Annotated in this window: 14 protein-coding genes and 1 tRNA gene; 9 read left to right on the top strand and 6 right to left on the bottom strand. The window is 62.0% G+C overall.

Annotation, left to right across the window (positions count from 1 at the left end; all coding sequences use genetic code 11):
• Nucleotides 1–161: 161 nt before the first annotated feature.
• From ACZYSP_RS04465 to ACZYSP_RS04505, 9 genes are all read left to right on the top strand, one after another.
• A complete protein-coding gene (locus ACZYSP_RS04465) occupies nucleotides 162–1,154 on the top strand; it encodes a class I SAM-dependent methyltransferase (RefSeq protein WP_354336309.1) in 993 nt (330 codons plus the stop codon).
• Between the two features lie 47 nt (nucleotides 1,155–1,201).
• Nucleotides 1,202–2,020: a hypothetical protein gene (locus ACZYSP_RS04470; protein WP_093056417.1), complete on the top strand. Its 819-nt coding sequence runs from the start codon at nucleotides 1,202–1,204 to the stop codon at nucleotides 2,018–2,020.
• Between the two features lie 25 nt (nucleotides 2,021–2,045).
• On the top strand, nucleotides 2,046–2,339 hold the full coding sequence (locus tag ACZYSP_RS04475; RefSeq protein WP_093073691.1) for a DUF1330 domain-containing protein: 294 nt from the start codon (nucleotides 2,046–2,048) through the stop codon (nucleotides 2,337–2,339).
• Between the two features lie 88 nt (nucleotides 2,340–2,427).
• Nucleotides 2,428–3,342 (top strand): DMT family transporter, encoded by a 915-nt coding sequence (locus ACZYSP_RS04480; protein WP_093073689.1) that lies wholly within the window; start codon nucleotides 2,428–2,430, stop codon nucleotides 3,340–3,342.
• Between the two features lie 23 nt (nucleotides 3,343–3,365).
• Nucleotides 3,366–4,091 carry an alanyl-tRNA editing protein gene (locus ACZYSP_RS04485; RefSeq protein WP_093073687.1) on the top strand — a complete coding sequence of 242 codons (726 nt, stop codon included), beginning with the start codon at nucleotides 3,366–3,368 and terminating at the stop codon, nucleotides 4,089–4,091.
• 12 nt (nucleotides 4,092–4,103) lie between these two features.
• Complete coding sequence (locus ACZYSP_RS04490; RefSeq protein ID WP_093073685.1) at nucleotides 4,104–4,781, top strand: Rieske 2Fe-2S domain-containing protein; 678 nt, start codon at nucleotides 4,104–4,106, stop codon at nucleotides 4,779–4,781.
• A gap of 280 nt (nucleotides 4,782–5,061) precedes the next feature.
• Nucleotides 5,062–6,165 carry a Leu/Phe/Val dehydrogenase gene (locus ACZYSP_RS04495; protein ID WP_354336314.1) on the top strand — a complete coding sequence of 368 codons (1,104 nt, stop codon included), beginning with the start codon at nucleotides 5,062–5,064 and terminating at the stop codon, nucleotides 6,163–6,165.
• Complete coding sequence (argE, locus tag ACZYSP_RS04500; protein WP_093073681.1) at nucleotides 6,162–7,301, top strand: acetylornithine deacetylase; 1,140 nt, start codon at nucleotides 6,162–6,164, stop codon at nucleotides 7,299–7,301. Before ACZYSP_RS04495 ends, argE begins: the two co-directional genes overlap by 4 nt.
• On the top strand, nucleotides 7,298–8,629 hold the full coding sequence (locus tag ACZYSP_RS04505) for an MFS transporter (RefSeq protein WP_436318302.1): 1,332 nt from the start codon (nucleotides 7,298–7,300) through the stop codon (nucleotides 8,627–8,629). The genes argE and ACZYSP_RS04505 overlap by 4 nt, the downstream gene beginning before the upstream one ends.
• A 76-nt stretch (nucleotides 8,630–8,705) precedes the next feature.
• On the opposite strand, the gene ACZYSP_RS04510 is transcribed toward ACZYSP_RS04505, so the two are convergent.
• From ACZYSP_RS04510 to cysS, 6 genes are all read right to left on the bottom strand, one after another.
• Nucleotides 8,706–8,798: transfer RNA gene (locus tag ACZYSP_RS04510), tRNA-Ser, on the bottom strand.
• A 27-nt stretch (nucleotides 8,799–8,825) separates the two neighbouring features.
• Entirely contained in the window at nucleotides 8,826–10,094 is a 1,269-nt protein-coding gene (locus ACZYSP_RS04515) for an aspartate kinase (protein WP_093056409.1), read from the bottom strand.
• A 55-nt stretch (nucleotides 10,095–10,149) separates the two neighbouring features.
• Nucleotides 10,150–11,127 carry a tRNA lysidine(34) synthetase TilS gene (gene tilS / locus ACZYSP_RS04520; protein ID WP_489012965.1) on the bottom strand — a complete coding sequence of 326 codons (978 nt, stop codon included), beginning with the start codon at nucleotides 11,125–11,127 and terminating at the stop codon, nucleotides 10,150–10,152.
• A gap of 15 nt (nucleotides 11,128–11,142) precedes the next feature.
• On the bottom strand, nucleotides 11,143–12,123 hold the full coding sequence (locus ACZYSP_RS04525) for an acetyl-CoA carboxylase carboxyltransferase subunit alpha (protein ID WP_093056407.1): 981 nt from the start codon (nucleotides 12,121–12,123) through the stop codon (nucleotides 11,143–11,145).
• 16 nt (nucleotides 12,124–12,139) lie between these two features.
• Entirely contained in the window at nucleotides 12,140–12,790 is a 651-nt protein-coding gene (locus tag ACZYSP_RS04530) for a DNA-3-methyladenine glycosylase family protein (protein ID WP_093056579.1), read from the bottom strand.
• Between the two features lie 17 nt (nucleotides 12,791–12,807).
• Complete coding sequence (cysS, locus tag ACZYSP_RS04535; protein ID WP_093073675.1) at nucleotides 12,808–14,184, bottom strand: cysteine--tRNA ligase; 1,377 nt, start codon at nucleotides 14,182–14,184, stop codon at nucleotides 12,808–12,810.
• Between the last annotated feature and the right edge of the window lie 68 nt (nucleotides 14,185–14,252).

Genomic DNA, 14,252 nt, shown 5'->3' on the forward strand with positions numbered 1-14,252 from the left:
GGCTCGCGCGGAATTCGGATTCGTCTTTTTGGCGCGATTGCTTCCGGCCGCAATTTTTACCAATACGGGTTTCTCCGCGCTGACTATCGTGCAACTAAATGGTTTCGACCAGCGCAAAGTAATCAGTTCGTTTTCAATAGTGTTTAACCCACAGGTGACCCATGCAAAATGTTGATCGCGGCATTACTGGTTCCTCCCTCGCAGGCTCCGCAATCCTGCTGGAAATAGGTGCAGAGTACGGAATCATTGAATTTCTCCAGAAATCGCCGGTCGTGGACGCTGCAACGGCGTCCCGATCCTGCGGAATCAAGGAATCGGTGATTTCCGCCTACCTCGACTCCCTGAGCAAGGCCGGAATCATCGAGGTGTTGGATGAAAAAGCACCCGCCACCTACAAGGCCGGCAGCAATTTCGACGAATTGATCAATGAAGTCGGATATCTTTCCTGGGCGCTCCGCGCTTGCGCCCCCTTGATCAACAACGCGAAAGAATTTTCGGAAAACAACGAAGAAGCTCAACTCAAATACCCGCGCAGCGGAGGTCTGGTCGCCCGCACATCGAAATGGATGGGAGAAAAATCCTTCTATCCGCAGCCGGAAAACGCCATCGTCGCGATGGCACCAAAGAAAATCGTAGATCTTGGATCAGGCTCCGGAGGGTTCCTGATCCGCATGCTCAGGAAAATTCCGGGCTCAAAAGGCGTTGGAATTGATCTGAGCGCGTCGGCCACCGAACAGGCCGTTCGCGCAGCCAGTGAAGCGGGAATGAGCGACAGGCTCCAGTTCGTGACTGCCCCCATCCAGATCCTCACGGAAGATGCCTCTCTCATCAGGGACGCGGACATCATCCACGCAGGATTTGTCATGCACGATCTTCTTCCCGCCGAAGAAGAAACGCTCGACTCGTTGCTGCGTGCCTGCTGCGCCAATGCAATCAAGGGCACGCTGATCATCGTCGATGCGATTCCTGTTGCTCAATCCGGCTGGGAAAAGCCGTTCGCCGCGGCATTCAATCATCTGCACAATCATTTCATGTCCAGAAAGCTTCTCAGTGAAGATGAATGGACTGAAAAATTGTTCCGCGCGGGCTTTTCCAATGTGCGGGTCGAAATACTTGATCACCCTGGAGGGCGAATGTTGATGGCCAGTAAATAATTGAATTTTCACGGCATTTTTTAACCAACTGTAATTAGGAGCACGAAATGAGCGTTACCATTTCCGATCTGGTTGAGAGAGTTAAAAGTCATCGTTGCTATTCCCACCCGATTTTCAAGAATTGGGTAAAGATCGAACCGGAGCCTCCTGTTGTGGGAGCCCTTTTCCACCAGATCCAGAGCTTCTGCGCGTCCACGCGTCCCGGATGGAGCTTTCCGGATGCGCTCAAGGAGCACGGGCTGCACAGGCAGAGCGAGCTGCTGGAAGAAATCGTCGAGAGCGAATCTGGCCACGGTCCTGAACTGGCGACGATGGCGGGATACATCGTCAACCAGTCGGCCGAAAAGCCCGTGTTTGCAGACCTCTACAACCAGGAGAAGGTCGAAGCGAAGCTCAAGGACTTTTCCAACCAGTTGCTCGGCTCCCTGCCCGGCTACGACATGGACACCGGGTTGACCGCGCAAGTCCGCAAGGCCATCGGTGTCTTCGATCACCGCAAGATGACGGACATCGAAAACACCTACCGGAATCTCGGCACCACGCTGGCGCTGGAAATGATCTCCAACCAGCAATTGATTCCGGGCGAAAAGTATTGCCTGGTGGACAGCGGCATCTACAACGCCGACCTCGAAGTGCCTGAAATGCACTACCTGCTGGAGCACTGGGGCGAAGTCGGCGCCGAGCAGCACCACGAGCAAAACGCCCGCACCGCGGTCGAACTCGCCTTGAAAACCGAATACGCCCACTTGGTCATCGAAGGCGCGGACGATTTTCTCGATTCGCTGACCGGTCTCTGGGACGTTCTGGATGCGGCATTGCTGCAATCCGGTGTCGCCGCAGAGCAGAGAAAAGTGGCTTACGTATAACGGCGGCCCCAAGCCTGGTTGTCATATGGTCGCCTATCTGATTGGCCGGATGTCCATTGTGGACCCGGATCAATACAACCAATACAAGCAACTCACGCCCGGGATCATAGAAAAGTTCGGAGGCAGGTTTCTGACGCGGGGAGGCGAGCGCATGCATTTGGAAGGCGCTCTGGATGATCGGCGCGTGGTTCTTGTCGAATTCAAATCTGCCGATGCGGCGAGAAAATTCTACGAATCGCCGGAATACACTTTTGCAAAGGAATTGCGAAAGGGTGCTGCAGCCGATATGCAGCTCATGGTGATCGAGGGATTTGAATAGCGATAGCTCTTCGCCCTGCCCTTTTGATGCTTTAAAAAACAAACTGGCTGGCACGACCGATGGAGACCCGGTCGTGCCGGAACGAAATATGACAACTATTGCCCTACCTGTTGCTTCAAAAAGCAAAAACTTCTTTTCTTTCGTTGCGCTTCTGCTTGGCGCGGCGGCGTTGGCGCTGGGCGGCGTTTTTCTTCGCCACAGCGAATTGCCTCCGACCGCGAGCGCGGTCTATCGGGTTGCGCTGGCAATTCCGATTTTCTTTCTGCTCGACATGCTTGCGGCAAGAGCCGAGCCCGTGCGCACGACCGGCTCGCCCGCTGAAAAAATGCCGGCCATTCCGATCAAGCTAATTCTTGTCGGATTCATCTTTTCCGGAAATCTGGCGCTTTATCACTGGTCGATGACGCTGACCACGCTGGCCAATTCCAATCTTCTGGCCAACCTTGCCCCGATCTTCGTGGTGCTTGGGTCCAACCTGTTTCTGGGGAAGAAATTCAAGCCCGGCTTCCTGTTCGGAATGCTGTTTGCGCTGGCCGGCGCATTTATCCTGATCGGGCATCGGCTGGATTTTGGTTCGACCTACATGGCAGGAAATCTGTTAGGCCTTTTGACCGCAGTTTTTTATGGCTCGTATCTTCTGGCAGTCAGCCTCGTGCGCTCGAACTATCGAACGATGACTGTCATGGCGTGGAGCAGCGTCGGTACGTTGATCATTCTCCTGCCCATCACGATCCTGCGCGGCGAGTCGCTTGTTCCGCACACGATCAACGGAATGCTGATGCTGCTGGCCTTGGCTGTCGTGTCACATGTCGGAGGCCAGGGCCTCATTGCCTATGCGCTGGCCAAGCTCCCGGCCGCGCTTTCTTCAATCACCCTGCTGATACAGCCTGTCATTGCAACCGTGCTCGGCGCCTATCTGTTCCACGAATATCTGAGCGCCACCGAGTTTGCGGGGGCCGTGATCATTCTGATCGGCATCGTTACCGCACGACGATTTTCATAAGTGTTTCGCCAACCGAGGAATTCATGTCTCCTTATCTCTGCCATATCGAACCCGATTGCTTTCAATTCGAAGCCAATGTCATAGCGCGCCGCCCGAATGCGGTTCTTCTCGACCGGTCTTTCTTCTATCCGGGCGGTGGCGGGCAATTGGCGGATCGCGGCACGCTGCAATGGAATGGTGGCGAAATCAAGATCGGCCGGGTCGAAACGGAGGGTCGCAATGCGTGGCACATCTTCGACGAAGCTGAAACCGCCTCCATTCCCGGCGACAAGGTCGTCGCCAAAGTGGATCAGGATTTCCGCTTCATGATGAGCCAATTGCACACGGGCCTGCACATCCTCAATGCGCTCGTCTATCAGCGCTTCGAGGGCTCGCTGGTAACGGGCGTGCAAATGGCGGCCGACGGCACGGCCCGCATCGACTTCGACTTGCCCGCGGCCGACAACAACGAGTTGCGCAAGCTCGAGCCAGAGCTCAACACCCTCATCTCCGACGGGCTGCAGGTGAATGCGGTGTACCTCGACGCCGCCGGACTCTCGCGCGAACCTGGGGTGCTACGCAGCCGGTCCGTAGCACCGCCGAGCCAGGACGACGGCACCACGCGCATCATCGAAATCGTGGGACTCGACCGGCAAGCCTGCGGTGGAACGCATCTTTCGAAGACTTCGCAATCGGCACCGTTGCGCATCCTGAAGATCGAGAACAAGGGGCAGCACAACCGGAGGATCCGGATCGGCCTGGTCAAATAAGACGAGCGAGCCATGCCGCCCGTTGAACCGCCCCCCTCGCGCCCTCTGCCCGAGGGCTTTTTGCCTCCGAACTGCACGTTCTCCGAGCAAGACTGGCCGGTTCTGGCCAGGCAATGGTTTCCAGTCTCACGTGTCGACGAGGTGCCGGCAAAGCCGAGGCAGGTGATCTTGCTGAATCTGCGGTTGGCCATCTATCGCATGCCGGATGGCATTCGCATCGGCCGGGACATGTGCCCGCACCGCGGACTGCCATTGAGCACGGGGCGCATCGAAGACGACGAACTGGTCTGCGCTTACCACGGCCTCCGCTACGGGTCCGATGGGCAATGCCGCAAGGCTCCGGAGAAGCTTGCACTCAAGACGGTGGAATGCTTCAGGATCACGATGTTTCCTGCTGTTGAACGCCATGGCCTTGTCTGGACTTGCCTGATCCCCCAAGGCGAGCCGGGAATACCGGATATTCATTCGACGATCGAAGCCTCCGATCCGGAGCGTCCGGCATCGCCAATCAAACTTCAATATGAAGATTGGATGAGCTCGGCCAAATTCGAATTTTCCGGCGGTGAAATAACAATCGACTCCGAGCATCACCGGTCGCTGCAGGATCTCGCGCTGAACGAGTACCAAAGGCTGTTCAGCGAGATGGGATTGATCACGACAGCGCCCGCATTGCAGCCGTCCCGCGCCTGATCTTGCGGCGCCAAATTTTCACCAATATCACCGCGTCTCCCGATGTCATGCTGTGCCCAACAGCGAGGCCATCACATGACGCAATCATTCCGCCAAGCAAGCCCTGAAGTTCTGTCGCTCACCGATGCGGTGCTCGACGTTCCTCCAGTAGAGCTATCGCTATATCTACACCGCTTGCTGCTGTTTCTAGCCTGCACTCCCGGGCATTGATGCGGCAGCGGCCCTGGAGCAGGCCGCGTCCGCATTCGTTCACATCGAAACTCAAAAAACAGATAAGTAAATGACCGTCTTCTCTACCGAGTCTTTTGCGGACCATGAACAGGTGGTCTTCGTATCCGACGATCGGGTCGGGCTTCGGGCCATCATCGCCATTCACAGCACCCGGCTCGGGCCGGCCCTGGGCGGATGCCGCATGTATCCCTACGCTGACGAAGCTTCCGCCCTGCGCGACGTGCTTCGCCTGTCGCGTGGAATGACTTTCAAGGCCGCGGCCGCGGGACTCGGCCTGGGCGGTGGAAAGTCGGTGATCCTCGGCGACCCGCGCAAGAGCAAGACGCCCGAACTGCTGCGGGCGTTGGGCGTGGCGGTCAACCGCCTGGGCGGCCGCTACATCACCGCCGAGGACGTGGGCACCACTGTCGCCGACTTCGCCTGGGTGCGACAGAACACCCGGCACGTGGTCGGGTTGCCGGAAGAACTGGGAGGCACCGGAGATCCTTCGCCGACCACGGCACTGGGCGTCTATCACGGCATCGTGGCCAGCGTCGCGCATCGGCTGGACCGCGACCTGCGTGGGCTGACGGTGGCGGTGCAAGGCCTGGGCAACGTCGGCTGGAACCTGTGCCGGTTGCTCGCCGGCGCGGGGGCACGCCTCACGGTATCCGACGTCGATGCGGCGCTCGCGCGCAAGGCCTGCGCCGAGTTCGATGCGCAGGCGGTCGAGCCCGACGAGATCTATGCCGTTCAGGCCGACGTGTTCTCTCCTTGCGCGATGGGCGCCGTCGTGAACGATCGAACCCTGCCGCAGATGAAGTTCCGGGTGATCGCCGGCGGCGCCAACAACCAGCTGGCCGGCGACGAACATGGCAGGCAGTTGCGCGACAAGGAAATCCTGTACGCGCCGGACTTCGTGATCAACGCGGGCGGCCTGATCCGCGTGGCGTCGGAGCACGAGGGTTTCAATTCCACAAAAGTGGATTCGCAGGTGAAAGCCATCGGCGCCACCCTGCAGAGGATCTTCGAACTCGCCGGGCGCACCGGCACACCGACCCAATCCGCGGCCATGCAACTCGTGCAGGAGCGGCTCGGCGGCGGCAACTCCGGCAGAAGCTCGAGCAACGGCAACAACAGCGCCAGCAATGCCCTGGCCGAGCGTGTCGCATGACCACCATCGAGATCCTCAGAACCCTGGTGGCATTCGATACGACCTCGCATCGCTCGAACCTCGACCTGATCCACTGGATCGCCGACTACCTCGCGGGACACCGGGTGAAAGTGCACCTGGTGCACAGCGAGGACAAGCGGAAGGCGAACCTGCTCGCCAGCATCGGCCCCGACATGGCGGGCGGCATGGTGCTCTCCGGGCACAGCGACGTGGTGCCCGTGACCGACCAGAACTGGAGCGCCAATCCCTTCACGCTGGTCGAACGCGACGGCCGCTTCCACGGCCGCGGCGCGGCGGACATGAAGGGCTTCATCGCCGCCTGCCTGTCGGCCGTGCCTGCCTGGCAGCGGCGCCCCTTGGGCCGTCCGATCCACCTTGCTTTCTCCTATGACGAAGAGATCGGGTGCCTCGGCGTTCCGGAGCTCGTGAACCGCTTGAAGACGCAAGTGGAAGCCCCCGCGCTGGCCATCATCGGCGAGCCGACCGAGATGCGGATCGGCGTCAGGCACCGGGGTTTCTTCGGGCACAGGGCGCTCTTCAGCGGGCTTCCCGCGCATTCGAGCGACCCGTCGCTCGGCGCCAGCGCGATCGAGCCCGCCGCCTACCTGGTCACCTGCCTGGCCGGGCTGCGACGCAGCTTTGCCAGCCGGGGTGGCGAGGCCACCATCAACATCGGCCGGATCGACGGGGGCACCGCCATCAACATCGTGCCGGGGTGCTGCGAGGTCTTGTGGGAGTTTCGTCCGCAAGATGAAGCGGCGGCGGAACTCGTGCGCGATACGGTCCGGGATGCGCTGATGGACCTTCCCCTTGGCGTCACGGTCGAGGCGGTGCAGGTAGCGGGCGTGCCGGCGCTGTCGGCACACGACAACGACGCTGCGGTCTCGGTCGCGCGCGAACTCGGCGCACTCTGGCCGGAGGCAGACCTGCCGTTCGGCACCGAAGCGGGCTTCTTCCAGCAGGTCGGCATTTCAACGGTGGTATGCGGCCCCGGCTCCATCGCGCAGGCCCATCAGCCGGACGAATGGATCTCCGCAGCCCAGCTGCAGGCGGCCGATCGCTTCATGCAATCGGCCGGCGCATGGGCGCTCGCCGAAGCCGATGTCTCACCCGCCCCCTCTCTCAAGACAGCATGAAAAACCTCGACGCAGCCACGGTGGCTGATGCCACCAGCGCCTTCGGCACCCTCACCTCCAACGAGCCCCACGATGCAACGCGCCGGATGATTCCCGCGGCGGTCATCGGCAACACGCTCGAGTGGTTCGACTTTGCCGTCTACGGTTTCTTCGCGATCACTATTTCCAAACTGTTCTTCCCCACGGGCGACGAAACCTCTTCGCTGTTGCTGACCGTGGCGACCTTCGGCGTGGGCTTCGTGATGCGGCCGATCGGTGCTGTGATTCTTGGCGCGCTCGGCGACACACATGGGCGCAAAGCCGCGTTGTCGACAACGATCCTGCTGATGGCGCTTGGAACGGCAATGATCGGCCTGGCGCCGACGTACGCCGATGCGGGCCTCTGGGCGCCCGCGTGGATCGTGCTGGCGAGGCTGATCCAGGGCTTCTCCGCCGGCGGCGAGGTCGGAGGGGCGACGGCGTTTCTCGTCGAGCACGCGCCGAAAGATCGCAAGGGCTACTTCGCAAGCTGGCAGCAGGCGAGCCAGGCCGGTGCACTCCTGCTCGGTTCGCTCTTTGGCGCGACGCTGACGGGGGTTCTGAGCCCCCAGCAACTGGAAGCGTGGGGCTGGCGGATTCCGTTTCTGTTCGGCCTGGTCATCGGCCCGGTGGGCTGGTACATCCGCGCCAAGACGCGAGAACCCGCAACCTTCGAGCGGGCCAAGGCAGCCAACCAACAGGCGTCTCCGCTGAGGCAGGTGATGGGCTCCTACCGCAAGGAAATCGTCGCCGGGTTCGGCGTCACCATCGTGTGGACGGTGTGCACGTATTTCTTTCTGGTCTACATGCCGACGTACGCCGTGCGCACGCTGAAGCTGCCGCAGAGCGCATCGCTGTGGGCAAATGGCGCCGGGCTCCTGGTGCTGGTTGTGCTGGCGCCGGTTTTCGGCGGGCTGTCGGACCGGATCGGACGCCGGCCGCTGCTGGTCGGGTTTGCTGCCGCGATCCTCGTGCTGGCCTATCCGGCGCTCTGGCTGCTCACGGCCTTTCCGAGTGCCGCGACCTTGACGGCTGTGCTGATCGTCTTTGCCGTGCTGATCGCCGGGTTCACCGGCCCCGCTCCCGCCGCCATGGCCGAGCTCTATCCACCGCAGGTGAGGTCCACGGGGCTTTCGATTGCGTACAACTTTGCTGTCACGATCTTCGGCGGCTTCGCGCCGTTCATTGCCACGGCGCTGATCGCCCGGACCGGGAGCCCGCTCGCCCCTGCGTGGTACGTGATGTTCGCCGCGGCCGCCAGCCTGGTGGCGCTCCTGGTCGGAGGTTCGGCTCTGCGCAGCAAGGCTTAGTGCCAAAGTTCTTTTCTGCCATGGGCTCGGACAGAAAAAAGCCCCTGTAGTCTCACAACTACAGGGGCTTTTGTCTTGGCGGAACCGGAGGGATTCGAACCCTCGATGAGGCTCTACACCCCATACTCCCTTAGCAGGGGAGCACCTTCGGCCACTCGGTCACAGTTCCTGAAAGAAGCCGAGATTATGCCATCACTTAAGCGCTCGGTTGGTCGAGATCGAACGCTTTATGCAACGCTCGCACGGCCAGTTCCATATATTTTTCGTCGATCACGACCGAGGTCTTGATTTCGCTGGTCGAGATCATCTGGATGTTGATGCCCTCTTCGCTCAGCACGCGGAACATCTTGCTCGCCACGCCCACGTGGCTGCGCATGCCGATGCCGACGATGCTGACCTTGCAGATCTTCGTGTCGCCGACGATTTCGGTCGCGCCCAGCGAGGGCATGACCTTCGACTGCAGCAGGTCGATCGTCTTCGCGTACTCGTTGCGATGCACGGTGAAGCTGAAATCGGTCTTGCCGTCCTTGCTGAGGTTCTGGATGATCACGTCGACTTCGATGTTGGCGTCTGCCACAGCACCGAGGATGTGATACGCGATGCCGGGCTTGTCGGGCACGCCGAGCACCGAGATCTTGGCTTCGTCGCGGTTGAATGCGATGCCGGATACGACGGCTTGTTCCATGTTTTCGTCTTCCTCGAAAGTGATCAGCGTGCCGGACTTGGCCTCTTCATTGATGTCGATGTCCCACGGCGTGAAGCTCGAAAGCACACGCAGCGGCACCTTGTACTTGCCGGCGAATTCCACCGAGCGGATTTGCAGCACCTTGGAGCCCAGGCTCGCCATTTCGAGCATCTCTTCGAAGCTCACGGTCGTCAGGCGACGCGCATCGGGCTCGACGCGCGGGTCGGTCGTGTAGACGCCGTCGACGTCGGTGTAGATCAGGCATTCGTGCGCCTTCATGGCCGCGGCGATGGCCACGGCCGAGGTGTCACTGCCGCCACGGCCCAGCGTGGTGATGTTGCCGTCGTCGTCCACGCCCTGGAAGCCGGTAATGACCACCACCTTGCCGGCGTTCAGGTCGGCCATCACGCGCTCGTCGTCGATGCTTTCGATGCGGGCCTTGGTGTACGAGTTGTCGGTGCGAACCGACACCTGCCAGCCCGCATAGCTCACGGACTCGACGCCCTCGGCCTGCAGCGCAATAGCCAGCAGCGCCGACGACGCCTGCTCGCCGGTCGAGGCCAGCATGTCGAGCTCGCGGTTGTGGGCCACGCCGGGTTTGCTGGGCGCCAGTTCCTTGGCCAGGCCGAGCAGGCGGTTGGTCTCGCCGCTCATGGCACTCGGAACCACGATCATCTGGTGGCCTGCGCGCGCCCACTTGGCGACGCGCTTGGCGACATTCTTGATGCGCTCGGTCGAGCCCATCGACGTACCGCCGTATTTGTGAACGATCAATGCCATGGGTGAAATCAGAGAAAAGGAAAGGGCCGCTTGAAAGGCGGCGCCCTGCGCGCTGTCAGAGCAAAGTCTTTGGCGAGGGCGGGGCATTGTACCAATGCAGGAAATCGCCCTGCCGCTGGACAAAACCGGCGGCCACCTTGAGGTGGATGCGGTGGCCCCGCGTGGTGCAGGCACGGACCTGGTCCAGCAGCTGGTCGAGCTGCGCAGCGCTGGGGGCGCAGCCATGCGATTGCATCAGCCAGTGGCGCAGCACGTTGGCCTGGCGGCCACGCGACAGCGTCTGCAGCGTCGCAATGCGCGGCGGGTCGCCCACGGCGTCCAGGTCTTGCGCCGCCAGCTCGCTCAACAACTGCTGCGCCTGCGCGGCGTGGCCGGCGCTTCGCGCAAAGGTGGCGCGGAACTGCGGAAATGCTTGCTCCAGCGCGGGCAGCAGCACGGAGCGGATTTTGTTGCGGGTGTAGCGCGCGTCGTCGTTGGTCGGGTCTTCGATCCACGGCAGATCGCGGCCGGCCAGCCATTCACGGATATCGGCGCCGGCAACCGCGAGCAGCGGCCGGTAGATGTCGAGCCCGTGGCGTTGCGCATGCACTGGCATGGCCGCCAGCCCCGGCAGCCCCGCGCCGCGAGACAGCGCCAGCAGCAGGGTTTCGACCTGGTCGTCGGCATGGTGCCCCAGCGCTATGGATTTGATAGCCGCCCTCGCCCCATTAGCGCGCGCCATCTCGGCAAACGCCCCATAGCGAGCACGGCGGGCCGCGTCTTCAGGGCTGTCGCCGGGCCCATGCCGGGCATCGACGCGATGAACGACCAGCGGCACGGCCATGCGCTCGCACACCACACGGCAATGCTGCTCGAAGCCGTCGGCCGCAGCCTGCAGCCCGTGATGCACATGAAAGGCAAGCACCTGCCCCGGCCAGCGCGCCGCGCAGGTGGCCAGCAAGGCGGTTGAATCGGCACCGCCGCTGAACCCCACCGCCAGCGGCCAATGCGCCGGCTCGAACGCGGCAATGGCGCGTTCGAAAGCGGAGTTCATGACAGCGCCTGCGCGTTATCTGCCGGTGTCGGCCTTGGTGTCGTTGAAGCGGCCGTAGCTCTGCAGGCGCTCGTAGCGGCGCTCCAGCAACTCCTTCGGCTTCAGGTCGCTGACCTGGCGGAAGGCATCATTGAGCGCGCGCTTGAGAAACGCAGCCATCTGGCGATGGTCGCGATGCGCGCCGCCTACGGGCTCGTTCACGATCTTGTCGACCAAACCCAGCGCCTTCAGGCGGTGCGCGGTAATGCCCAGCGCATCGGCCGCTTCCTGCGCCTTTTCGCTGGTCTTCCACAGGATGGAAGCGCAGCCTTCGGGGCTGATCACGGAATAGATCGAGTACTGCAGCATCAGCAGCTGGTCGCCGACCGAGATGGCCAGCGCGCCGCCGGAGCCACCTTCGCCGATGATGGTGACGATGATCGGCACTTCGAGCTGCGCCATCTCGAAGATGTTGCGGCCGATGGCTTCCGACTGGCCGCGCTCTTCGGCGTCGATGCCGGGGTACGCGCCGGGGGTGTCCACGAAGGTGAACACCGGCAGCTTGAATTTCTCGGCCGTCTTCATCAGGCGCAAGGCCTTGCGGTAGCCCTCGGGCTTGCTCATGCCGAAGTTGCGCGCGGTACGCTCCTTCGTGTCGCGGCCCTTCTGGTGGCCGAGCACCATGCAGGGCACGCCGTTGAAGCGCGCGAGGCCGCCCACGATCGACAGGTCGTCCGAGAAATGCCGGTCGCCGTGCAGTTCGACGAAATCGGTGAAGATTTCGTTGACGTAGTCGAGCGTGTAGGGGCGCTCCGGATGCCGTGCGATCTTGGTGATCTGCCAGGGCGTCAGGTCGCTGTAGATGTCCTTGGTGAGCTGCTGGCTTTTCTTGCCGAGCTGATCGATTTCTTCAGAGATGTCGACCGCGGATTCGGTCTGCACATAGCGCAATTCTTCGATCTTTGTTTCGAGTTCAGCAATGGGCTGCTCGAAGTCGAGGAAGGTTCGTTTCGCCAACGTCTTCTCCTGTTGTTCAGTACGCGACTGGAACCGGGTCCAGCGATCGCCAAATATACCAAGTCGCCACGCTGCAATATGGTGCCCAGGCCACGGCGACGTCGCGGGCATCGCTTCGGCTGACCGGATCGCCCGAAAAATAATTGACGCTGATGCCGTTGAGCAGCCCCAGGTCGTCTACAGGCAGCACGTTCGGGCGCATCAGGTGAAAGATGAGGAACATCTCGGCCGTCCAGCGGCCGATGCCGCGAATGGCCACGAGTTCTTCGATGATGAGCTCGTCCGACATGTCCTTCCACGCATCGACGTGGACCATGCCCGAATCGAAATGCAGGGCTAGGTCGACCAGGTACTCGATCTTGCGCGCCGACAGCCCCGCCCCGCGCATGTCGTCGACCTTGAGCTTGAGCACGTTGGCCGGCGTCAGCTTGCGCGGCAGCGCGGCAAACTTGTCCCAGACCGACTGCGCGGCCTTCACCGAGATCTGCTGGCCCACGACGCTGCGAGCGAGCGTGGTGAACGCATCACCGCGCGATTCGAGACACGCGTCGCCGAACTTCGGAATCAGCCGCTTCATGACGCGGTCTTTCCGCGAGAGGTGCTTGCATGCCTCTTCCCAATAGTCCGGCGTGTAGATCTGAACGCTGGTCTTCTTGCTGGCGGGCATGGGGTTCGTCGTTCCGTTCACTGCGCAGCCGCCCAGGTCGTGCCCGTGGGCGAATCCTTGAGCACGATGCCCTGCTCGAGGAGTTCCTGGCGAATGCGATCGGCTTCGGCGAAGTTCTTCGCGGCCTTGGCGGCGGCGCGCTCCGCGATACGGGCCTGGATGGCCGCGTCGTCCAGCGTGCTGCCGGCCTGCAGGAAGGCCCGCGGGTCGCCCTGCAGCAGACCCAGCGAGCCGGCCAGCGCCTTCAGCAAGCCGGCGATCTCGGCGGACTTTGTGCGGTTGACCTCGCCAGCCAGCTCGAACAGCACGGCGATGGCTTCGGGCGTGCCGAAGTCCTCGTCCATGGCGGCCTTGAAGCGCGCCGCATGGGGATCGGCCCAGTCGACGGCCACGTCGGCCGGGGCAACAAGGTCGAGCGCGGTGTACAGGCGCTTGAGCGAATTGCGCGCGTCGTCGAGGTGCGCATCGCTGTAGTTGAGCGCGCTGCGGTAATGCGTGCGCACCAGGAAGAAGCGCAGGCTCTCGGCGTCGTACTTCTGCAGCACTTCGCGGATGGTGAAGAAGTTGCCCAGGCTCTTGGACATCTTCTCGTTGTCCACGCGCACGAAGCCGTTGTGCACCCAGAAGCGCGACAGCGGCTTGCCGTTGGCGCCTTCGCTCTGGGCGATTTCGTTCTCGTGGTGCGGGAACTGGAGGTCCGCCCCGCCGCCGTGGATGTCGAAGGTCTCGCCCAGGGTGGCGCAGCTCATGGCCGAGCACTCGATGTGCCACCCCGGCCGGCCTGTGCCGTAGGCACTTTCCCACTTGGCGTCGGCGGGCTCGGTCGGCTTGGCGGCCTTCCAGAGCACGAAGTCGAGTGGATCCTGCTTGCCGTCGAGCACGGCAACGCGCTCGCCCGCATGCAGCTCGTCGAGCGACTTGCCCGACAGCTTGCCGTAGCCCGGGAACTTGCGCACCGCGTAGTTGACGTCGCCGTTGTCCGAGCGGTAGGCCAGACCTTTTTGCTCCAGCTTCTCGATGATGCCGAGCATCTGCGGCACGTATTCGGTGGCGCGCGGCTCGATGGTGGGTGGCTCGATGCCGAGCGCGCCGATGTCCTCGTGCATGGCCGCGATCACCTCGTCGGTCAGCTGGCGGATGGTGATGCCGCGCTGCACGGAGCGGGCAATGATCTTGTCGTCGATGTCGGTGATGTTGCGCACGTAGGTCACGGCGTAGTCGCTGGCGCGCAGCCAGCGCTGCACCACATCGAACGCCATCATCATGCGGGCATGGCCGATGTGGCAGAAATCGTAGACCGTCATGCCGCAAACGTACATGCACACCTGTCCCGGTTGCAATGGGGAGAATTCCTCCAATTCACGCGACAGCGTGTTGTAGATGCGCAGACTCATGAGATTCGGAAAGCGTCGCTTCGCGCACGTACGGCACGGGCGAACGACGGTGTTTTTCAGGGGTGACG

The organism is Variovorax sp. F042, assembly GCF_057814215.1.